At 41.2% G+C, this 24,736-nt stretch carries 9 protein-coding genes and 2 pseudogenes; 4 read left to right on the forward strand and 7 right to left on the reverse strand.

The genetic code is table 11. The features are described from left to right. Window positions 1-591: 591 nt before the first annotated feature. Complete coding sequence (locus QM968_RS05910; protein ID WP_009731790.1) at window positions 592-4,479, forward strand: glycoside hydrolase family 66 protein; 3,888 nt, start codon at window positions 592-594, stop codon at window positions 4,477-4,479. Between the two features lie 433 nt (window positions 4,480-4,912). On the opposite strand, the gene QM968_RS05915 is transcribed toward QM968_RS05910, so the two are convergent. The 6 genes from QM968_RS05915 to QM968_RS05940 all read right to left on the reverse strand — a co-directional run bounded on the left by QM968_RS05915 (window position 4,913) and on the right by QM968_RS05940 (window position 19,978). Further along, complete coding sequence (locus QM968_RS05915) at window positions 4,913-16,291, reverse strand: Spy0128 family protein (RefSeq protein WP_414382939.1); 11,379 nt, start codon at window positions 16,289-16,291, stop codon at window positions 4,913-4,915. Window positions 16,292-16,528: 237 nt separating this feature from the next. After that, window positions 16,529-17,023: a beta-class carbonic anhydrase gene (locus QM968_RS05920; protein WP_009731794.1), complete on the reverse strand. Its 495-nt coding sequence runs from the start codon at window positions 17,021-17,023 to the stop codon at window positions 16,529-16,531. Window positions 17,024-17,157: 134 nt separating this feature from the next. Then, window positions 17,158-18,519, reverse strand: coding sequence for a DNA repair protein RadA (gene radA, locus QM968_RS05925; RefSeq protein WP_414382980.1), 1,362 nt, complete (start codon window positions 18,517-18,519; stop codon window positions 17,158-17,160). A 13-nt stretch (window positions 18,520-18,532) separates the two neighbouring features. Further along, entirely contained in the window at window positions 18,533-19,048 is a 516-nt protein-coding gene (locus QM968_RS05930) for a histidine phosphatase family protein (protein WP_414382941.1), read from the reverse strand. A gap of 18 nt (window positions 19,049-19,066) precedes the next feature. After that, the gene (locus tag QM968_RS05935; RefSeq protein ID WP_414382943.1) at window positions 19,067-19,522 is read right to left on the reverse strand and encodes an isochorismatase family protein; all 456 of its coding nucleotides are present in this window, start codon (window positions 19,520-19,522) and stop codon (window positions 19,067-19,069) included. A 9-nt stretch (window positions 19,523-19,531) separates the two neighbouring features. Continuing rightward, window positions 19,532-19,978, reverse strand: coding sequence for a dUTP diphosphatase (locus QM968_RS05940; protein WP_414382982.1), 447 nt, complete (start codon window positions 19,976-19,978; stop codon window positions 19,532-19,534). Between the two features lie 426 nt (window positions 19,979-20,404). On the opposite strand from QM968_RS05940, the pseudogene QM968_RS05945 reads away from it, so the two are divergent. The 3 genes and pseudogenes from QM968_RS05945 to QM968_RS05955 form a co-directional block, all read left to right on the forward strand. Further along, window positions 20,405-22,009 (forward strand): annotated as a pseudogene (locus QM968_RS05945) (Ig-like domain-containing protein); the annotation flags it as partial. Window positions 22,010-22,057: 48 nt separating this feature from the next. After that, a pseudogene (locus tag QM968_RS05950) lies at window positions 22,058-23,413 on the forward strand (MSCRAMM family protein); the annotation flags it as partial. Window positions 23,414-23,422: 9 nt separating this feature from the next. After that, window positions 23,423-23,683, forward strand: coding sequence for an LPXTG cell wall anchor domain-containing protein (locus QM968_RS05955; protein WP_414382984.1), 261 nt, complete (start codon window positions 23,423-23,425; stop codon window positions 23,681-23,683). Between the two features lie 254 nt (window positions 23,684-23,937). Here QM968_RS05955 and QM968_RS05960 read toward each other — a convergent pair whose 3' ends face one another. Then, the gene (locus QM968_RS05960) at window positions 23,938-24,627 is read right to left on the reverse strand and encodes a gamma-glutamyl-gamma-aminobutyrate hydrolase family protein (RefSeq protein ID WP_003002057.1); all 690 of its coding nucleotides are present in this window, start codon (window positions 24,625-24,627) and stop codon (window positions 23,938-23,940) included. Window positions 24,628-24,736: the final 109 nt, after the last annotated feature.

The following is a 24,736-nucleotide window of genomic DNA, read 5'->3' on the forward strand; positions in this document are numbered from 1 at the left end:
TTCAAATTTATTCTCATCAAAATCAACACATTGAATTTTAATGTCTATTTTGGTAAAGCGATATTAACACTTACCCCCATATGTGTCAATATTATTTTTTAATTTTTTTCACATCTCCATTCAAATTTTGCTTCTTTTTTGACAAAATCCCTTGTTTATAAAAGTATTCTTTTTAATTTTCTTCTATATATGTCAAACGTTTGATATCTAATTTTTGCCAGTTTTTTTTTCTAAAAAAAATTTTTTAACTTAATCTAGAGTAATGAAAATAGAATAAATTGCAGAATGTCCTTTAGTAACGAGCTTTCCCCAGTTTTACAACTGATTCTTCTTATTTTGTATTTATCACTAATTTGTACCATTTTTTAGATGCGGGGAAATTTTATGTCAAACGTTTTTTGTTTTTTTATTTTTCCGAACCAAAAACCCTTATTTAGTGCTGTTTTCTAATACTTTTATGAAAACTTCCAATCTCATTTACTTTTTTAAATTGACACTATCTAGTGGAAAGTCGTATACTGGGGTATACAAAATCAACTTTTTTTTAAATAATGTTGAACGAACTGCATAGACAGTATTGGGGAGGAAGAAATGAAACAAGCACAAAGCAGTATCTCTGAAAAAGGCCACGGCTATTTTCGCAAACGCAATAAGGCACTAGTCTCTATGATTACTCTTTTCGGAGCCTTGATACTAAGCTCTGTTGCCACGGCTGACGAAATCAATAGCAATCAGACTTCTGAGATCACAGCAAGCAATCAACCAGTAGCAACCACTAGGAGCACACTTACCCCTACTAGTGAAGAAGTTGCAGCTACAGATGCTACACCTTCACCAGCTGAATCAACACCAACAGTGACTACCACTCAAGCAGTCAGTCCTACTCCAGCAACTACTTATAATACCCCAAAAATCACTAACGACGTCACCTTTGATAAAGCAACTTATAAAAGTGGAGAAGATGTTCGGATCTCCATCAACAACCCTGAAGTGGTTACATCTGATGTCACTGTCTCCCATTTGGATCAGATCATTTATGAAAAGAAAAACCTTGAAGGAAATGCACTAACGATTCCAAGTACTGTCTTTTCACCTAATGCTGGATTTATCGTAGATGTCCTTGGTAAGAAAGCAGATGGTTCCCAAGCCTTTCATAAGGCAGCGGGTCTTGCTGTTGAAGATGACTGGACGATCTACCCACGTTATGGGGTAGTTGCCGGCTCAAAAGACAATCACAACTCCATCACCAATGATCAGGTAGAAGGCTACAAGAATAGTATTGACCAATTGGCCAATATGCACATCAACAGCTATTTCTTCTACGATGTCTACAATACACCTGCCAACCCATTCCCAGCAAATGTTGAACGTTTCACTCAAGATTGGGCGACTTTCTTGATTCCAAATAGCGAAACAGATCCTGACAAGCGCAAGTCCTACTTACCTGTCATCGATACAGAAGCAGTCAAAGAGCTGGTGGATCATGTCCATACTACTGGTGCCAAAGCCATGCTCTATAACATGATTTATGCGGTTTCCCTCGAAGAAGGGGTCCCAAATGAAGTGAAAAGTGCCATCGTTCGCAATCTAGAAGACCATTTCAACTTTGGTAAGAAGGGAGATGTCACAGCGACCGATATCCAACAATTTCTCGATCCAGGCGATCCAAATTGGCAAAAATTTATCATTGAAGTCATGACCAAAGCCATGAAAGAAGGCAATTTTGATGGATGGCAAGGGGATACCATGGGTTCTAACTGGGTGGAAAAAGTCAGTGAACCTGGAAAAGGCTTCTCTTTGAGCGAGCACTATCCAGAACTAGCCGTGGCTGCTGCCGAAGCTCTCAAAAAAGAAGGCTATGACTTCATGATCAACGATATCTCCACTGGAGACGCTGATCGACTAGGTAAGACCAATGTCTCTGCTCCTTATGCAGAAGTTTGGGGTGATAGCATTTACTATGACTCTACCTACCAAGCCTTGACTCGCCTCACCGAACGGATGCGTGATTTATACAAGGGAAAATCTCCCATCATCGCAGCCTATACTCACCGTGGTAAAAATGCATCGACCCTCAGCAAAGACAACGAATTGCTGACAGATGCTATTATCGCAGCGAGTGGTGGTTACCATATGACGACTGCAGCCCTCAATACTTCTCAAGATGCCAAAGGTTTTGGGGTGATTCAAGCCGAATGGTATCTCAATCAAAACTTACCGGTCAATGCTGACTTTGCCAATGCAGAATTCAACTACCAAGAATTCATCGTTGCTTATCAAGAACTTCTTCGTGGTCGCGACACCTTGGCGCATGATACTCGTCGGATTGTAGACAATACCAATGTACTGGTGAACGGCAACTTCATCGGATCCAACCTGGATAACGCAGATAGGGTTCAACCTGGAACCATTTATACCATTACAAAAGAAACCAAGATGGGTGATCGAATTGCTCACTTGATCAATTTGGTTGGCATCACTGAAAACAAATGGAACAGTGCTGTGAATACAACCGAAAAACTAACCAATATTCAAGCTTTTGTTCCACTCGGAAAAATCACAAAAGACCAGGCTGAACACGCCAGCATTTACTGGGCCACACCTGATGCTGTTGAAGGAACATACAACATCAACCTCCGGGAAACAAGCGCAAATGTTTATTATGACGGAGGAGCTGGCCAATGGATGGCTGCTATCGATGTTCCTAGTCTAGATGTATGGGATATGCTCTACGTCAAACTCAATGAAGCCGCTCATGTTCTTTATCAAGATAAAAACGGAGTTGAGCTCAAGCGTTCCAGTGACTTGGTTGGGCATACAGGTGAAAAGATCAATTACTCGACAAAAGAAACCATTGCCAACTATTTGAAGAAAGGCTATGAACTAGTAGAGAATGGCTTCGATGCAGACGGACAACCAAACTTTGACCGCGACGCTAACAACACAAATGAAGATGGCGTTCAAGAGTTTATTGTCCGCTTGGCACCAAAAATTGTAGAATTTTCAGAAGCACAACCCATCCAAGCCGGTCAACTTGTCCCAGGAGATAGCGAGGGTCGTGTCTTTCCAACTCCTCTAGCTCCAGCTGGTCAAACAACTGCTGATCTGGATCATTTATCTGAAACAGTGACTCGTACAGTGACCTATGTAACAGAGGACCAGGATGGATCTAACCGCCGGCCTGCAGGAATAGCTGACCATACTGACAGCCTTCATTTCGCTCGCAAAGGAAGCATCAATTTGGTGACAGGCGAGACGAAGCTTGAAGACTGGACAGCTCAAGACGGCACGAGTTTTATAGCTCTCGAAAATCCCGTCAAAAAAGGCTATGTTGTCGTAGCAGAAGAATCGACTGATGCCGTCTCTTCTGATCTGACAAAAGCAGGTCACCATACTGGCATTCATGCTGATGCAGCAGATATCACAGATACGGTCATCTATCGACCAGTTGGTGTCTATAGGATCAGCTATGCCACTGGTAAAGAACCAGCCAATGCTCTTAAAGAGATCACTTATCTAAATGATTCCACAAATCCAACTGCCATCGCATCTCCTACTGCTATCCTACCTTACGTGGAGGAATTAGAGCCAAAAGACGCTAATGGACAAGTCTTAAACCTTGTCGATCCTCTTGACGAGACCAAAGGCTATCTTCTTCCAATCCCTGAGTCTCCAACAGCTGATAACGCTATTTCCTATACCATCACCAAAGGATCTGTCAGAGTACGATTCCTCACTCAGGGAAGTGACACTGATCTGCAAGAGGCGCAAGACCTTGCTACAGAGGTAGATTTCGGTACCAAGTACACCAGTGAGGCACCAACAGAAATCACAAAAGATGGCCTCGTCTACCATCTAGTTGGGCACCGTGCTGATTCTGCGGATCCAAGTGGCACCGTCACGAAAGGAATGAAAACTGTCATCTATGATTACAAGTTAGCTACAGGAACGGTCATCGCGCGATTTGTCATCCAAGATACTAGCACTGAATTGCAAGCAGAGCTTGCTGTTGCAACCAATGTGGACAATGGAACCCCTTACGTCGCTATCGCACCAGATGAAATCTCCTACGACGGCCACATCTACGAACGGATCGGTGCAGCTGAACAAACTGGGAACGTAGAAGTGGGAACAACCATCTTGATCTTTGCCTACAAGGACAAAGAAATCCCTACTCCACAACCATCCCCAGAAACCGAAAAAGAAGAAACAGTTAGCCCTCTTCCTTCCGTGACAAAAGCAAACACAACTGGCGTTCATGAAGAAAAGGGGTCAATACTTCTCTCTAACAAAGAAGAGGAGAAACCTCTTGAAAATATAAGCCAAACAGAGGATCTCCTTGAAGCTGTTCCTAATACTCCCCAAGAAGAAACGCACCTACCTGCAACAGGTGAAAAGACCTCTCACTTAGCCCTACTTGGACTTGGTCTCTTAGCAGGTTTGGCCAGTCTTATCTCTTACAAAAAGAAACAAGATTAGATCCCAAACACAAAGAAACTTCCTATGGAATTCTGTTCCAAGGAAGTTTTTTATATTTATACAAATCATTCGGAATCTATGTCCCGTTTATGAGGGTAACCGACGACAATAAGGGTGTGAAGTTCTTCCACTCCAAACCCTACTGTAATTCCAATTCAAAGTGGCTTCATTCCCCTTGTTGCCGGCAGTTTGAAAGATCAAATTACTTTACTAGTATACTGTTTTCCATATTTTAAGTCAACAAAAATCGGTTGAAACTAGTAACAGAATAAAATAACTAATCGAATAATTTCTGAAACATTTCATAATATATATGCAATTTTTCTAAGTTTTCAACAACAAACAAAGAGGCCTTGCTCTTTCGAGCAAAGCCTCTTCCTGTTGGATCTAAAATTGTCACCTCATCAACTAGTTTGTCGATGTCACCTCAATTTTAGTCTTCGCGTTTTTTGCGTTTTGCAAGTCCCGCAAGGCCAACCATACCAAGTGCAGCACCTAACAATGCAGCAGAAGCTGATTGATCTTCACCAGTTTCAGGAAGTGCTGGAGCTGGTGGAGTTGTTGGTGTTGGCGGTGTTGGCGGTGTTGTTGGTGGTGTTGTTGGTGGTGTATTAGGTGGTGTTGTTGGCGGTGTTGGTGGTGTATTAGGCGGTGTTGTTGGTGGTGTTGGCGGAATAACAGTGTTGTTAAACTCTGTATCTTCTGGCAACTGAGTAACAGCCGTCAATACTTTACCGTCTTTATTAATCATAATACCCACAGTAGCAACCATCTTATCGTATTCAACGCTAGAATCTGTGCCACGGATTTCTTCTACATGGTAGAGATGAGTTCCTTCTTCACCACGCTTGAATTCAAGTGCTGAGAATTGGATCTTACCAGCCGCATCATTAGTTACGGTTTCGATCACATTTCCTTTTTCGTCCTTAAGAACGAAGCTGAATTCACCAGCCTTCAACTCACGACCTTCCAATTTCTTAGTAAATTGGAATTGAACTTTAACTGGAATGTTGACTACACGTTTTTCAGTTGGTTTTTCTGGTTTTTCTACAGACTTCTTAGTTGGATCGTATTGGTGTACGATTTGTGAAGCTGTATTTTCGATATCCACACCCTCTTGAGCAGATTGTTTAATTTCTGCAGGGATTTCAAACTTGTAGTAACGTCCGAAGGCCAACTTAGTTGTGTCGATAACTTGTGTATTTTCTGCGTCTCCAAGTGACTTAGTCAAGTCTGCTTTAGAAGTTGCAGTAATCACACCGTTTTCAACCTTGATATCAAACTTAGCTGTTACATCTTCTCCTGTTACAGAGTCGTATGCCTTAATATCAGCTCCGTTGACATTCAAGTTTGCACTGTCATATTTATCTGTAACACCAACAGATTGAATATTGTGTGCTTCAGTGAATTTAGTTGTATCCAACCATACTTGGTAGTATACTTTATCACCCTTCTTGAGTGTTTTGGTATTGATATTTTGAGCTTCGTTGTTATCAGTCTTATCAACGTAAGGATTTGCGTTTGTTTCCGCAACTTTATCCTTCAACTCTTTATCATCGTCGAGAAGTTTCACACCTGTAAGATCGAATTTAGATTCATTCAGGATATACTTCTCTGGGTTGAATTCTGGAGTTTCTGGTGGAGTCACCTTGTTGTTGAACTCTTTGTCTGCTGGATCTGTTACGTTAGTGATGAGAGCTTTCGCTGTTCCGTCATGTTTAACTTCTACAGTTACTACTGCTTTCATCTTATCATAAGTAACAGTTCCGTCAGTACCTTTCACTTCTTCAACTGTGAAGTTGTGAACTCCTGCTTGTTCTTTCTTGAATTCAAGTTTAGAGAACTTAACGTTACCTGATGCATCGTTGCTTACAGTTTCAACAACTTTACCTGTTGAATCTTTCAGTACGAAGCTGAATTCGTTAGCTTTCAATTCACGTCCTTCTAGACGTTTAGTGAAGTTGAATTCTACTTGTACTGGTACGCTGTTTACACGTTTTTCAGTTGGTTTGCTTGGTTTTTCAACAGTCTTGCTTACTGGGTTGTAGTAGTTTACAACTTGAGCCGCAGTATTTTCGATGTCTACTCCGCCTTTAACATCCGCTTTAACAGTTGCTGGAATATCAAACTTGTAGTAACGTCCGAATTCGAATTTAGTTGTATCAATGATTTGAGTGTTTTCTGCGTCGCCAAGTGACTTCGTGAAGCCATCTTTAAGAGTTGCAGTAATCACACCATTGTTCACAGCGATATCGAATTTAGCTGTTACATCCGCACCAGTCTTACCATCGTATGCTTTAATAGCTGAAGCTTCAACGTCGACTTTTGCCTCATCGTAGTCATCTGTGATTCCTACTGATTGGATGTTGTCTTTGTTGTTTGCGTCGAATTTAGTTGTATCCAACCATACTTGGTAAACAAGTTTTTGACCTGGTTTAACTGATTTAGTATTGATATTCGCTGCTTCGTTATTAGATGCATCATCCGCATATGGGTTCGCATTGGTATCTGCGTACTTGTCTGCCAACTCTTTATCATCATCTAATAATGAAGTTCCAGTCAAATCAAATTCTTTTTCGTTTAAAACATATTTTTCTGGATTGAATTCTGGAGTTTCTGGAGGAGTCACACGGTTGTTAAATTCTTTATCCGCAATGTCGCCTACAGTCGCGATCAGAACTTTAGCAGTACCATCGTGTTTAACTGTGACTGTTACATTCGCTTTCATTGTGTCGTATGTAACGGTTGCGTCTGAGCCTTTAACTTCTTCTACAGTGTAGTTGTGTACGCCTTCTTGGCCTTTCTTGAACTCAAGTTTAGAGAACTTAACGTTACCTGATGCATCGTTGCTTACAGTTTCAAGAGTCTTACCTTCTGAATCTTTAAGTACGAAGCTGAATTCGCTCGCTTTCAACTCACGGCCTTCCAAACGTTTAGTGAAGTTGAATTCCACTTCAACTGGAACGTTGTTTACACGTTTTTCAGTTGGTTTGTTTGGTTTTTCAACCTTCTTAGTCGTTGGGTTGTAGTAGTTGACTACTTGAGCCGCAGTATTTTCGATATCTACTCCGCCAGGAACATCAGCTTTCACTGTTGTTGGGATGTCGAACTTGTAGTAACGTCCGAAGGCGAATTTAGTTGTGTCGATCACTTGAGTGTTGTCCGCATCGCCAAGTGACTTCGTGAAGCCATCTTTAAGAGTTGCAGTGATCACACCGTTGTTCACAGCGATATCGAATTTAGCTGTTACATCATCACCTGTTACTGAATCGTAAGCTTTGATCTTAGTAGAATCAAGATCCAACTTAGTTTCATCGTAGTCATCTGAGATTCCTACTGATTGGATGTTGTCCTTGTTAGCTGCGTCGAATTTAGTTGTATCCAACCATACTTGGTAAACCAACTTGTCGCCACGTTTAACAGTCTTAGTATTCAAGTTTTGAGCTTCGTTGTTTGATGCATTGTCCGCATATGGGTTCGCATTTGTATCTGCGTACTTGTCTGCCAACTCTTTATCATCATCAACGAGCTTGTCACCTGTGATATCGAATTTCTCTTCAGAAACAACGTATTTCTCTGGTTGGAACTTAGGTTCTTCTGGAGGAGTTACACGGTTGTTAAATTCTTTATCCGCAATGTCGCCTACAGTCGCGATCAGAACTTTAGCAGTACCGTCGTGTTTAACTGTGACTGTTACATTCGCTTTCATTGTGTCGTATGTAACGGTTGCGTCGCTTCCTTTAACTTCTTCTACAGTGTAGTTGTGTACGCCTTCTTGGCCTTTCTTGAACTCAAGTTTAGAGAACTTAACGTTACCTGATGCATCGTTGCTTACAGTTTCAAGAGTCTTACCTTCTGAATCTTTAAGCACGAAGCTGAATTCGCTCGCTTTCAACTCACGGCCTTCCAAACGTTTAGTGAAGTTGAATTCCACTTCAACTGGAACGTTGTTTACACGTTTTTCAGTTGGTTTGTTTGGTTTTTCAACCTTCTTAGTTGTTGGGTTGTAGTAGTTGACTACTTGAGCCGCAGTATTTTCGATATCTACTCCGCCAGGAACATCAGCTTTCACTGTTGTTGGGATGTCGAACTTGTAGTAACGTCCGAAGGCGAATTTAGTTGTGTCGATCACTTGAGTGTTTTCTGCGTCGCCAAGTGACTTAGTGAAGCCATCTTTAAGGGTTGCAGTAATCACACCGTTGTTCACAGCGATATCGAATTTAGCTGTTACATCATCACCTGTTACTGAATCGTAAGCTTTGATCTTAGTAGAATCAAGATCCAACTTAGTTTCATCGTAGTCATCTGTGATTCCTACTGATTGAATGTTGTCCTTGTTAGCTGCGTCGAATTTAGTTGTATCCAACCATACTTGGTAAACCAACTTGTCGCCACGTTTAACAGTCTTAGTATTCAAGTTTTGAGCTTCGTTGTTTGATGCATCATCCGCATATGGGTTCGCATTTGTATCTGCGTACTTGTCTGCCAACTCTTTATCATCATCAACGAGCTTGTCACCTGTGATATCGAATTTCTCTTCAGAAACAACGTATTTCTCTGGTTGGAACTTAGGTTCTTCTGGAGGACGAACAGTATTGTTGAACTCTTTATCAGCAGGATCTGTCACGTTTGTGATCAAGGCTTTCGCTGTACCATCATGACGAACTTCAACTGTAACGACAGCTTTCATTGTATCGTATGTAACGGTTGCGTCGCTTCCTTTAACTTCTTCTACTGTGTACTTGTAGGTACCTTCTTGACCCTTCTGGTATTTAAGGGCAGTGACAGTTTTACCAGCTTTATTGGTGTACTCTACTGGAGCAAACTTGATCTTACCAGCTTTGTCGTTGGTTGCAGTTGCGATCACAACATTGTCGCTGTCTTTCAACTCGAATGTAAATTCGCCAGCTTTAAGGTCGCGACCTTCCAATTTCTTAGTGAAGTTGAATTCAACTGAGATTGGAACACTGTTGACACGTTTTTCAGTTGGTTTGTTTGGTTTTTCAACAGTCTTACTTACTGGATTGTAGTAGTTAACAACTTGAGCTGCTTTGTTTTCAATATCGGCACCAGCTACAACATCGTCTTTCACTGTTGCTGGGATATCAAATTTATAGTAGCGTCCAAATTCGAACTTAGTAGTATCAATGATTTGAGTGTTTTCAGCGTCGCCAAGTGACTTAGTGAAGCCTGCTTTCAGGTTAGCTGTCAGAACACCATTGTTATCAGAGATATCAAATTTAGTTGTTACATCTGCACCAGTAACTGAATCGTAAACCTTGATATCTGAAGCATTAACAGTCAATTTATCCTTGTCGTAGTTATCTGTGATTCCTACTGTTTGGATGTTGTCTTTGTTGTTTGCGTCAAATTTAGTTGTATCCAACCATACTTGGTAGTAAAGTTTTTGACCACGTTCAACTGTCTTAGTATTCAAGTTTTCATCTTCGTTGTTGGCAGTTGTATCGACATATGGATTGGTGTTTGTTTCACCATATTTATCTGTCAATTCAGAATCGTCATCAACGAGCTTCGTACCTGTGATATCGAATTTCGCTTTAGAAACAACGTATTTCTCTGGTTGGAACTTAGGTTCTGTTGGTGGAGTGACACGGTTGTTGAATTCTTTATCGGCAGGATCTGTCACGTTTGTGATCAAGGCTTTCGCAGTACCATCATGACTTACTTTAACAGTTACAACTGCAGCCATTTCATCGTAAGTAACAGTTGAATCTGTACCCTTAACCTCTGTTACAGTGTAAGTGTACGTACCTTCTTGACCCTTCTGGTATTTAAGGGCAGTGACAGTTTTACCAGCTTTGTTTGTGTAGTCAACTGGAGTGAACTTGAAGTTGCCGCTTGCGTCGTTGGTTGCCGTTGCGATCACAACATTGTCGCTATCTTTCAACTCGAATGTGAATTCGCCAGCTTTAAGGTCGCGACCTTCCAATTTCTTAGTGAAGTTAAATTCAACTGAGATTGGAACATTGTTTACACGTTTTTCAGTTGGTTTTTCAGGTTTTTCAACTTTCTTAGTCGTTGGGTTGTAGTAGTTTACAACTTGAGCCGCAGTATTTTCGATATCTGCACCAGCTACCACATCGTCTTTCACTGTTGTTGGGATATCGAACTTGTAGTAACGTCCAAATGCGAATTTAGTTGTGTCGATGACTTGTGTGTTTTCTGCATCGCCAAGTGACTTCGTGAAGCCAGCTTTCAAGTTAGCAGTGATCACACCGTTGTTCACAGTAATATCGAATTTATCTGTTACTTCTGCGCCTGTTACAGAGTCATAGGCTTTGATGTCAGCTTTATTAAGATTTAATTTAGCTTCATCATAGTTATCTGAGATACCAACTGTTTGGATGTTGTCCTTGTTAGCTGTATCAAATTTAGTTGTATCCAACCATACTTGGTAAACCAATTTAGAACCACGTTCAACAGTCTTGGTATTCAAGTTTTCTGCTTCGTTGTTTGATGCATCGTCCGCATATGGGTTCGCATTTGTATCTGCGTACTTGTCTGCCAACTCTTTATCATCGTCAACGAGCTTGTCACCTGTGATATCGTATTTCTCTTTAGAAACAACGTATTTCTCTGGTTGGAACTTAGGTTCTTCTGGAGGTGTTACACGGTTGTTGAATTCTTTATCAGCAGCATCTGTTACGTTGGCAACGATTGCTTTAGCTGTACCATCGTGTGAAACAACCACTTTAACAGTAGCAACCATTGTGTCGTATGTGACAGTTGCATCTGTACCAGGAGTTTCTTCAACTGTGTAGTTGTAAGTCTTACCAAGATCATCGCGACCAAATTTAAGAGTCTTGAAGACAATCTTACCAGCAGCGTCGTTCTTCACGCGTTCAACTTCAACGCCGTCTTTCTTCAATACGAATTCGAATTCCTTGGCTTGAAGTTCACGACCTTCCAAACGTTTAGTGAAGTTCATTTCCACTGGAACTGGAACACTGTTGACACGTTTTTGTGTTGGTTTTTCAGGTTTTTCAACTGTCTTGCTTACTGGGTTGTAAACGTGAACTGTTTGGTTAGCTGTATTTTCAATATCAGCACCAGCTTTAACAGATTCTTTCACAGTTGCTGGAATATCAAATTTATAGTAACGTCCAAATTCGAACTTAGTGGTGTCGATAACAGGAGCGTTTACTTTGTCTTTGATAAATGCTTCCTTAGAAGTTGCAGTGATGGTGCCGTTTTCAACTTTGATGTCGAATTTATTGGTTACTTCTGCACCAGTTACTGAATCGTAAGCTTTGATATCCGCTGCATTAACGTCCAATTTTTCTGCATCGTATGTATCAGATACACCAACGTATTGGATGTTGTTAGCTTCTGTGAATTTAGTAGTATCAAGCCATACTTGGTATACCAATTTAGAACCGCGTTCAACAGTCTTAGTATTCAAGTTTTCTGGTTCGTTGTTGGCAACACCATCAACATATGGATTGGCGTTTGTTGCTGTGTACTCGTTACCAGGAACATCATCGTCATCATCAGTCAATTTATGACCAGTGATATCATATTTTTCTTTGCTTACAACGAATTTTTCTGGTTGGAATTCTGGAGTTTCTGGAGGAGTAACTTTGTTGTTGAATTCTTTATCTGCAGCACCATCAGTAGCGTTACCATTGGCATCTTTACCACCAGTTGATGTCACGTTTGTAACAGTTGTCAATGAATGACCGTTCTTCGCAACTTCAACAGTCACTATAGCCTTCATTTGGTCGTAAGTCATTCCAAATTCTTTGTTTGCCGGAATCACTTCTTCTACAGTATATGTGTGGGTACCAACTTTTGTATTGTCAAATGACAATTCTGAGAAGGTAACATTACCGTCAGCATCATTCTGCACAGTTTCAACTTCTCTACCAGTTGAATCTTTCAATACGAAGCTGAATTCACCTGCAGCCAATTTACGACCAGCCAACTTCTTAGTGAAGTCAAACTTAGTCACAACTGGTGAAACCACATAGTTGTTGAATTCTGTATCTTCAGGCATTGTAACAGCTGCGCTCAAGATACCTGTAGCTGCATTTTTGGTTACATTAACAGTTACGACTGCATTCATTGAATCGTAGTCGATGTTTGTATCTGTGCCAGCTACTTCACGTACAGTGTAAGTGTGTTCACCCACAGCGTTGTATTCAATCGCATCAAATGTGATAGATCCATCTGCTGCATTTTTCTTGGTTTGGATCACATTGCCGTTTTCAAGCAATTCAAATGTGAAGGCATCCTTTGTAAGTTCTTTCCCTTCAAGACGTTTAGTGAACTTGAATTGAGCTTGAGTTGCAGCAGGTGTGAAGGCATTGTTGAACTCTGTATCTGCAGGAAGTGATTTGGTTGCTTTAAGAACGTGACCTTCTTTAGTAACAGTGATTGTTACTTCAGCTTTCATTGTGTCATAAGTCATTCCTGCTTCAGAACCTTGAACTTCTTCTACAGTATACTTGTGAGTGCCAACTTGTGTGTTATCAAAGGTCAAATCATCAAAGGCTACAACACCTGATTTAGCATTGGTCTTTGTTTGAAGAGTCTTACCATTTGCATCTTTCAATACAAATGTAAATTCGCCTTCTTTCAACTCACGACCTGCAAGGGCTTTGCTGAAGTCGAAACGAGTCTTAACTGGAGCTACTGCAAAGTTGTTAAACTCTGTATCTGCAGGCATTGTAACCTTAGCAGTCAAGACACCAGATGTAGCATCTTTCGTAACGTTAACTGTTACGACTGCATTCATATCATCGTAGTCGATGTTTGTATCTGTTCCAGCTACTTCACGTACAGTGTATGTGTGTTCACCTACAGCGTTGTATTCAATCGCATCAAATGTGATAGATCCGTCAGCCGCATTCTTCTTAGTTTGGATGACATTGCCATTTTCAAGCAATTCGAATGTGAAGGCATCCTTCGTAAGCTCTTTCCCTTCCAATTTCTTCGTGAACTTGAATTGAGCTTGTGTAGCAACAGGTGTGAAGGTATTGTTGAACTCTGTATCTGCAGGAAGTGTGTTTGTTGCTTTAAGAACGTGACCTTGCTTGGTAACAGTGATGGTTACTTCCGCCTTCATTGTATCGTAAGTCATACCAGCTTCTTTATTTTCTGGGATAACTTCTTCAACAGTGTACTTGTGAGTACCAACTTGTGCATTTGTGAATGTCAAATCATCAAAGGCTACAACACCTGCCTTAGTATTAGTCTTAGTTTGAAGAACAGTTCCGTTGGCATCTTTCAATTGGAAACTGAATTCACCATCTTTAAGAGTACGACCTGCAAGAGCTTTGGTGAAGTCGAATTTAGTCTTAACAGGAGCTACAACGTAGTTGTTGAAGATCTTATCAGTTGCGCTTGAAGCAAAACCACCAGCACCACTGTATTTAACTGAAGCTTGCAAATCACCTGTTGCATTTTCAGTAACCGTAACAGTCATGGTTACTTTCATAGCATCATAGTCGACATCCTTATCTGCACCTGGTAATTCGGTAATAGTATAAGTATAAGTACCTACTTTATTAAATGTTAATTTAGGGAAGGTTGCCTTACCATTTTTATTTGTGACAGTTTCTTCCACACCAGGTGCAGAAGAGTTTTCCTTAATCTTAAAGCTAAATTCACCATCAACAAGCACACGTCCTTCCAATTGTTTTTCAACTTCTGGAGTGACTGTTACTGGTTCTTGCTTCACGTAGTAGTAAACAGGTTGTTTATACGGTGTCAAAGAGTTGAGCAAGTCAACGTTGGTACCGATACCTCCTACTCCACGTTCCAATTGTGAGTTAGCTGAGCCGTGTCCAATTCCATCTCCTAAGAATGGCACGAATACAGTATGATATGGTGCATATCCAGAAGCTGTTTGGAAGTTAAATGGAACTTCTTTACCATTAGGATATTGTGTGACTGCTCCAGTTTTTGGATTAGTTTCTGTATATGAAATTGTTCTAAGAGGTGTTTTCTTAACAACTAAATCCTGTGAATTCCATTCACCTGGTTTAATCGGCTTCGTTTCTGCTAGCAACATATAGCCATCGGTACTTAATGAACCATCAGAACGTTTGCTTTGTTGTCTTGGATCTAGCAAGTAAACACGAATAACGACTGAACCGTCTTCTCCAACAACTTCTTTGATACGTTTGATACCGTAACGGTCCGCATCCATGAATTTCGTACCAACGGTGTAAGGACGACTTACAGTACCTGATTGATCATTTGCGTCAGCAGTTTGGTAAAGTTTGTATCCATCAAATTGACGTTCGCCAGATGCTGTGAAACGTTGTCCTTCTTCAGCTTTAAGAGTGTATCTAGCTAACTCAACTTCATTACCATTTTCTTTATAATCTTGAACAGTTTTATCTGTTTTATTGGCGTTAAATGTTGGATTGTTTTTATCAACTACTTTATAGTAAGTTGTTTTATTAATTGTTACTGGTATTTTAGCGTTTGAATCAGTAATTGTACGACCATTGTAAGCTGGTTCAACAACGTTGATAATATCAGTTGTAGTACGAGCGTTATAAACCGCAGTATAAAGTGCTTGCTCTGCAGGCGTAAGTTGGTGCCCCGCAGCTACTAAGTCTGTGATGCTCTTTCCAACTGCATAACCATTTTGAATAAATGGTTGAGCTACTTTACCTTTTTCACCAGTACCTGCTTGATAATCAACTTGGAAAGTTAATTGGCTATTAGACGCTGCCGTAGTAGTCGTAAACTTTTGAACACCACTAGAAGCGGTAATAGTTCTTGTTTCTACTACACTACCAGTATTTTTGTCGAGCAATTCAACAGTTGTATCGGTAGAGTCATCAAATCTCTTATAGGCACGCGCATAATATTTTGTACCATAACGATTATTGAATTCAGTAAGGTCCCAAATAGCATAAGTATAGAAGTCGCCTTCTTTAGCTTGGTATCCAGCTGGTACAGTTTGAGATGCAACACTTGCACCATTTGGATCCATCATCTCAGGTGTAGCAACTTCACCGTCTTTTAGGAAAGTTGCTACAGCAACCGGCTCGTTATTGTGGTCTGTAGCAGCACGACGTCCACGACGGCTACGGCTACTTACGGCTAAAGCTCCTGCATTTGTACGTTCCACATTGGCTGTTGCGATAGTCGCTGCCGCTTCATCGCTAGCTTCCCGATCTGCTCGTACAGCTGCTTCCGTACCAGTGATCGGAGCTGCTGGATTTACAGTAGCTGAAAAAGTATTCGGTGCTACTCGAGCCGCTTCACTTGTAGTCGCTGCTTCTGAGTTTTCACTAGCTGCAGCACGAGTTGAAGTTGTTGGTGCTGTTGGTGCTGTTGTAGCTGCTGTTGTAGAGGCAGGTTTAGGGCTTGCCTCTTTTTTCTCTACAGGTTTGCTAGTTTCTGTCGATGCTGCTTTTGGAGCTTCTTCAGATTTTTTAGTTTCTGCTTTTTCTTCTTTTTTAGATTCAGCTTTCGCTTCCTTGTTTTCTGTAGCAGCTGGTGTTTCAGCTACTTCAGCTTTTTCAGTTGCTGGAGCTGGTGTTTCTGAAGTTGCAGCAGCAGTCCCAGAAAGGTCAATTTTTGGAACTGATCCCCCTTCCCCGTATGCCTTAGAAGCAGCTGGTGCTTCTGCTTGACTTGACTCTGTTGTAGCAGGTTGTGCTGCTTCTGAAACTGCTGTTCCCGCAGATTCAGAGGCTGCTGTTGCTTCATCCGCTGACGCAGATTGGGCTCCTGCAGCAAATAGTGCTGTTCCTAAAAGAACTGAACAAACCCCAACGCTATACTTTCGCAATGAAAAGCGCTGGCGCTTATTAAATACATCCTTCATTTATAGGATCTCCTTTTTCATATTTCATGATTCCATGATACAAATAAAATTGTAACATGATCGACACAGAGAATCAATGTGTCGAAATAAATATGTCATAATTCTGTAAAATTGTCATATTTTACACCGATTTTTTAATCATTTTGTCACATTTTTTCCTAGCCGGTTCAATTTTTTTACACCAATTAAAAAAGCCCGAGAAAACAAAGTTGTGTTGTTTTCTTGGACTCTTCTATTTTATTTCACTTCGGAGATCAATCCGGTATCCACATCATACACAGCTCCTGAGATAATGACATCCTCTGGAATCAAAGGGGAAGCCTTGAGAAGCTTCATATCCTCGCGGACACTTTCTTCAATGTCTTGAAAGGGGAGGAAATCGCGATCTCCCACATCTACTCCCAGCTCTTTCTTTAGATGCTGCCGGAAACCTTCGTTTTCAAAGGTTTGTGCCCCACAGTCTGTATGGTGCAAGACGACAATTTCACGGGTTCCCATTTGCTGCTGGGAGATAACCAAGGAGCGAATCATATCATCAGTCACGCGCCCTCCAGCATTCCGCAAAATATGGGCATCTCCAAGGGCCAGACCTAGTGCAGGCGCCACGTGAAGGCGGGAATCCATACAGGTCACGATGGCGACTTGTGTTTTTGGCTTAATCGGCAGACGGAGGTCTCCATGCAACGCCACATAAGCTTGGTTGGCTGTTAAAAAATTATCAAAATAAGACATGGCCTCTCCTTTATTCCTTTGAAATTCAAACCATCTATTATTTTACCATATCCACTCTTTTCTGTCAGGTGCTATCTGCATGTATTTGTCACATCGGAAAAGGCTCTAAACTTTTCCATTTAGAACCTTTTCTTCTATTGAAATACTTTTTTTAGGACTTCACTTAGTGTCGTCACACCGATCACCTGAATCCCCGATGGCGTCGTGATCCCAGTCAGAGAGTTTTTCGGAACATAAATCTTGGTAAAACCGAGCTTAGCCGCTTCATTGATCCGTTGCTCAATCCGGCTAACCCGACGGATTTCTCCTGTCAAGCCCAGCTCCCCTACAAAACATTCCTGCGGGTTGGTTGGCTTGTCCTTATAGCTCGAGGCAATTGCTACTGCTACGGCCAGGTCGATAGCAGGCTCATCTAGTTTGACACCACCTGCAGACTTGAGGTAGGCATCCTGATTTTGAAGGAGCAAGCCGGCACGTTTTTCTAGCACTGCCATGATGAGGCTAGCTCGATTAAAATCAAGTCCCGTCGTCGTCCGCTTAGCATTCCCAAACATGGTCGGAGTCACCAGGGCCTGTACTTCTGCAAGAATTGGACGCGTCCCCTCCATGGTGACCACGATAGAAGAACCCGTCGCCCCATCTAAGCGTTCCTCTAGAAAGACCTGACTCGGATTAAGAACTTCGACCAGCCCACCTGATTGCATCTCGAAGATCCCAATCTCATTGGTGGAGCCAAAGCGGTTCTTGACCGCTCTCAGAATCCGGAAGGTATGGTGGCGCTCCCCCTCAAAGTAGAGCACCGTATCCACCATGTGCTCCAACATACGCGGGCCCGCCAAGGTTCCTTCCTTGGTCACATGTCCGACGATGAAGATGGCGATGTTATTGGTCTTGGCTAGCTGCATGAGCTCTGCCGTCACTTCCCGCACCTGAGAAACCGATCCCTGTACTCCTGAAATCTCCGGAGACATAATGGTCTGAATAGAGTCGATGATAAGAAAGTCTGGTTGGATGCGTTCCACTTCTGCTCGCACGCTTTGCATATTGGTCTCGGCATAGAGATAAAACTCACTGTCGATATCCCCCAAGCGCTCTGCACGGAGTTTGATCTGTTGAGCAGACTCCTCTCCACTGACATAGAGGACTGTTCCCACTTGAGATAACTGAGTTGATACTTGAAGGAGCAGGGTTGATTTCCCAATCCCTGGATCACCACCAATCAGGACCAGACTTCCTGGGACCACACCGCCCCCAAGGACGCGGTTAAATTCTTCCATCTCGGTCTTGGTACGATGGACATTGATGGAGGTCACATCCGCCAATTTCATGGGTTTGGTCTTTTCACCTGTCAAGGATACCCGGGCATTCTTAACTTCTGCAACTTCGACTTCCTCCACAAAGGAAGACCAAGAACCACAGTTAGGACAGCGCCCTAGGTATTTGGGTGAATTATAGGCACAATTTTGACAAATAAATGTCGTTTTTTTCTTAGCGATGATAAACCTCTTTCTAAATCTCTATCTCACACTCAATCACTTGGCAAAAATCAATCTTCTCATTTGGCACAAACTGGCGCATGAGCATGCGATGGGCTACAACTACCACAGTTTGATGTTCCCGATACTTAGCCATGCATTCTAGAAAACGAGACTTCATCTCTACAGCTGTCTCATATTGAACAGGAGAATTTGGGAGCAACTCCCCCTTGTTTTCTAAAAACAGACATCTAGCTGTTTCAAAGTTCTCTATACCTGTTTCATAAACCTGCCATTCATGCAATAATGGCTCTACCCTCAAGGGAAGGCCAGTAGCACAGGATACATAAAAAGCCGTTTCTAAAGCTCGCGTCACTGCAGAAGACACCAGGATATCAGCTGAGCCAAACAAAGGATTTTTGCAAAGTTCCTGAGCTTGTTGTCTTCCTTTCTCAGATAAGGGTGCCAAATCTATCCCGAATCCAGTATAGGAACGCTCCTCTAACTCACGGTAATCTGGCTCCCCATGACGGATAAAAATAATTTTCATATTAAGATCCCCATAAAACTATCCAATCTTGATTCCGCAATCTTGCCACTGCTTCAGTGTTTTAGAGAATTTCTTCTGGTTGACAACTCCGACAGCAGACAAATCTACAGAAACCTGATAATTCTCCTTGGCAGCTGCGAAAACGGAAGCCTTAACACAGCCATTGCCATCTACCCCTATAAACTCTATGCTTTTAGCACCGTTTTCCTCTAAAAAATCTTTTAAATCTGGATTAGTAAAGCACGAAGCCCGACGCTTCTCAAAGATACGAGAAGATACAAGCAGCAAGCCGGTCGCAAATTTCTTCTTTCTATCTTTTCTCTCCCAGAAAAAACGATTGAGAATATAGATAACTCGGTCGCTGGGATAGGTAGCAATTTTGTCATTTACAGCTGCAGTCAGTTCTTCATGATATGCTTTTCCTACAGCAACATAATCTGACTGCATGTCTACAACTAATAAATAGTCTGCCATTTTATTCCTCTATTTCCCAGTTGATCCAAAACCACCAGTTCGAACACCGTCTGCTTCATCTCCATCTGCAATTAAGAAAGGAGCAAAGACAGCCTGGACTACACGTTCCCCAACTTCAAGAACGACTTCCTGATTAGTAATGTTTTTCATCTGAGCAAAGATATGGCCTTCATTTCCTGGATTCCCATAGTAGTCGCCATCAATAACCCCTACAGAGTTGATCAAGACCAGACCTTTTTTGCGAGGGTTGGACGAACGGTCGTAGAGATAGAGCACCTCAGTCGGCTGCATATAGGCCTTGACCCCAGTTGGGACGAGGACGATTTTTCCTGGTGCAATCACTGTGCGCTCTGCCACCTTTAAGTCGTAGCCAGCTGCATGGGCTGTTTCCCGTTTTGGTAGCAAGTCCTGATTGGTATAGCTTGATACGAGTTCAAATCCACGAATTTTTGTCATCATAATTCCTCTTTCATTCTAATTCGTTTCCATCTCTTCTATTATACCATCACTTTGGCCTAGCGTCTCTTCAATTCTATTATTCGAATTTTTTTAATAATATCATCTGTATTTTTGAATTATTTTTGATACTTTCATGTATGTTTTCTGTATATTTTAGACAGTCAATGAAAAAATAATTTAATATATGTTTTGTACTAAAAATCGTCATTTTTAGCTTGAAGCTACTCATTATTTTTGCTATAATTCCCTGTGTAGGGAATAATTTTAAAAGTAAAATATTTTACCCTATAAAATTATTTTATGGAGGTCGTGTCTCAGCACTCAATTCTTATTACCAACAGATAGGATTTGGACGTTCCTATCTTTAAGAGTAATCAGGCATTGATAACTAGGCACTAATTTTTTATGAAAAGGGAAGATAAGATGAAGAATAGAAATATTAAAATTTTCTCATTTGTCCTTTGTTTAGTGGCCATGCTTTTCGCTTTAGGTCTAAATCGCACTTCAGCAGAAACTCCTGGAGTGACCGTTAGCGGAAAATTGGTCGATACGATCAAAAATATCAAAGTTACCAATAATGAAGGTGGCAACCTTGATTGGGAATTACAACAATGGGCAACATTCCGAATTAACGCTGATTACGATTTGTCTGGAAAGAATGTTAAAGCAGGAGATTCAACTGTAGTTACAGTTCCAGATGCTTTAATGATTACTTCAGCTTCCTTTAAAATTCGTGATATCAATACAAATGAAATCATAGCGAATGCTGATGTAAACCCAGACAATAAATCCATTACAATTACCTATACAGATTATGTTGAAAAACACTCAGATACAAGTGGAAATTTCTTCTTCTATGCTCGTATAGATTTCAAAAAACACCCACAAAAAGGTGAAATTCCGATAGAAATCACCATTAACAAAGAAACAAAAGTTGGTGGTAAAGTATCATTTACTGGTATTGGCGATGGTAATCCTTATCTTTTAACAAAGACTAGTTGGGTTAATGAAGGTGATAAAAGAGAGGTCCAATACACTATTTCAGTCAATCGTACAAAACAAAACATCAAAGGTGTAACGATTGAGGACCACTTGCAATTTACAAATGCTTCTTACGTAAAAGATAGCATTAAGATTATTAAAGGTAAATTCTCATATGATACTGGTGAATGGGTATTCTCTGATAGAGTTGATGTAACAGACCAGCATAAGATTACAATTAGCGAAGATGGTCAATCATTTGTTATTGATTTAGGTGACATTACAGATCAAGATCAGTATCGTATTAATTATAAAGTTCGTTTAAATTATGATCCTGCCGACGGAGAAGTCTTGAAAAATGAAGCAACTCTTAAAGGTCTAGGTATTGAAAGCAAAAATGTAACTAATGCTGCTGCTGTTCAAATTGCTGGTGGTGCTGGTGTTGGTTATGTTTACTCAATCAATATCCATAAAGTAGATGATGCGAATCAACCACTTAAAGGTGCTAAGTTTAGAGTTGTTCGTCAAGCGAATAATCAAGTTATTGGTGAGTTTGAATCAGACGAAAATGGAAATATTGCTGTTGGAAAACTCTTAAAAGATAAATATATCTTAACTGAAATTGAAGCCCCTTCAGGTCATATCATTAAAGAAGCTGATACTGTAGTTAATGTTGAAGATTTTGGTGCTGATCATTCAGTAACGAAAACAATTATAAATCCGAAAGATAAGCCAAAAGAAACAAAAGCTACCATCGAACTTGATAAAACTCTTACCGGTCGTGATCTAACAGATGGCGAATTCAGCTTTGAATTGTACGAGGGTGCAACTAAGCTTCAAACTGTTACAAACAAAAACGGAAAAGTAACATTTGCACCAATTGAGTACACCGAAGAAGGTGAACATACTTACACTGTTAAGGAAGTAGCTGGAAATACCCCAGGTATTACCTATGACAAGACTGATAAACAAGTAACTGTTAAGGTGAAAAAAGATGGCGACAACCTGAAAGCAGATGTTGCTTATCCAGAAAATAAAACCTTCTCAAATACTTATACGGCTCCTCAACCAGCAAAAGCTAAAATTTCAGCGAGCAAGATTTTAGAAGGTGCTGAATTGAAGAATGGCGAATTCAATTTCCAATTGTTGGATGAAACCGGAAAAGTTCTTCAAACAAAACAAAATGCTGCAGATGGTACGGTAGCCTTTGATGACATTTCATATTCATCAGAGGACGCAGGAAAAACCTTCCACTACACGATTAAAGAAGTCATTCCTGAAAGCAAAGCAAAAGGAATGACCTACGATGAAGGAAGTATTGTTGCGACTGTAACTGTCACAAAAGATGATGCAAGCAATACACTCAAAGCTTCTGTGGCATATGGTGATAAGACATCCTTCACTAACAAATTGGTAACAACTTCAATTCCACCAACACCACCGACTGTTGACAAACCTGAATTGAAGCTTTACAACATTCAATTGCACAAGGCTAACGCAGATGGAAATGCTCTTGCAGGTGCTGTATTTGGTCTCTTTGAAGCCGACGGTACGACTCCTGTAGCAAACCCATACGGCGAAGGTCAAGCGACTGCAACTTCAGATGCCAGTGGTCTGGTTACCTTTACAGGATTTGAAGCAAAAGATTATGTAGTGAGAGAGCTTACAGCTCCAGAAGGTTATCAACTATCAACAGATGTGATTAAAGTTTCTGCTAGCGAGTTGAAAGCTGCGACTAACCTCGTCGTAGACAAAGGAACAGTGGTCAATAAACCATTCACTTCAATCCCACCAACACCACCGACTGTTGACAAACCTGAATTGAAGCTTTATAGCATTCAATTACATAAAGTTAACAATGAAGGAAAACCGCTTGTTGGAGCCGTCTTTGGACTCTTTGAGGCAGATGGTACAACTCCAGTTGCCAACCCATATGGAGAAGGCCAAGCGACTGCAACTTCAGATGCCAATGGCCTCGTTACCTTTACAGGACTTGTAGCCAAGGATTATGTGGTAAAAGAAATCACTGCTCCAGAAGGTTACCAACTTTCTGAGGAAGTGATTACTGTTTCAGCTAGTCAATTGATTGCCTCAACTGACCAGGTGCTTGATCAAGGAAAAGTAGTCAATAAACCGTTCACTGCGATTCCACCAACACCACCGACTGTTGACAAACCTGAGTTGAAACTTTACAATATTCAATTACATAAGGTGAATAAAGAAGGTAAAGCACTTGCAGGAGCTGTCTTTGGACTCTTTGAAGCAGATGGTACAACTCCGGTAGCTAATCCATACGGTGAAGGTCAAGCAACTGTATCTTCGGATGCAGATGGTCTTGTAACCTTCATAGGATTTGAAGCAAGAGATTATGTCATCAAGGAGTTAACAGCGCCAACTGGCTACCAACTATTAACGAATCCAATCACTGTTACAGCGGAAGACTATGTACAAGCTACAGACTTGGTTGTAGATAAAGGAAATGTAGTTAATGAACTAACTCCTCCGACACCTCCGACCCCGCCAACTACTCCTCCAACTCCACCAACTACTCCATCAACAGACAAACCAAAAGGTGATAAGCCTTCTGGAAGTCAACCAAAAGAAGAGAAGAAACATACTCTTCCTTCTACAGGTGAAACAGTGAGTGAGGGACTAGTGGCTGCAGGACTTGCTTTGGCAGTAGCTGGAAGCGCCTTGGTTTACAAAAAACGTGAAAATTAATTTCTAAAACAGGTTTTGTTCTAGCCCTGCTAGACTAACCTGTTTTTTTACGCGATAAATAGTAGTTGTCTTTATCTATCGCCTATCGTGAATCAGGACATATCCTATCTTATTCTTTCACACATACATTGGGAAAGCTCCCTATCTTTAGTCTTTTGCCTGTTAACACACACGACAAGAGTCAGGAAAACATGGAGTAAAATATCCTATGTGCACTAAAAGAGAGGTTGATACCAATTCAACCTCTCTTTTTCTTATAATTCCTGTAATAAATAACGGAAGAGTTCTAAATTCCCTTTTTCTTCATTGACCAAGTATTCTGGATGCCACTGCAAGCCCATAATGCGATGACCATCTACTGCTTCAATGGCTTCGATGGTGTGATCGCGCGGATCAAAGGCGGTCGCACGGAAATTCGGTGCGAGATCCTTGATACTTTGACGGTGCACGGAATTAATTCGACTGGCCTGCCCAAAAAGTTGCTCTACCACACTACCTTTTTTCGTCTCTATAGAATGGGAAGTCCCAAACGGAAGTCCTTGCCAATGCCCTTCGATCTCTTGGTTGAGTGTTCCTCCAAAAGCCACATTGATCAACTGAACCCCACGGCAGATTCCTAGAACCGGTTTGTTTTGGCGAACCGCTTCCTTCAGTAGGGCAAGCTCAAATTGGTCCCGTTCGATATTGTAATCGTCGCTCTCGATCGTTTTTTCTTCACCATAAAGACTCGGGTCCACATTTTGGCCCCCGCTTAAGATCAATTTGTCAATCGTTTCAACATAGTCCTTAACTAAGGAAGGATCCCCCATTGGGATGACCATTGGAAGCCCGCCTGCTTGACGAATCCCTTCCGCAAACTGACTAGATACGGAGGAATGAAGGTTTTTCCCTTCCGGGTCCACCGGACAGAGATTAGCGGATACTCCAACAATTGTTCTGCACATATTCATTCCTCCTTCATTTTAACTACTACTTATCTTACCACCCATTAGTGATAGTGTCTAATATGTATTTTTAAAGGAGATGATAAATAATATTTATCGCGTAAAAAAA

The organism is Streptococcus sp. OMI870 (assembly GCF_047460295.1).
In the GTDB taxonomy this organism is placed as follows: Bacteria; Bacillota; Bacilli; order Lactobacillales; family Streptococcaceae; genus Streptococcus.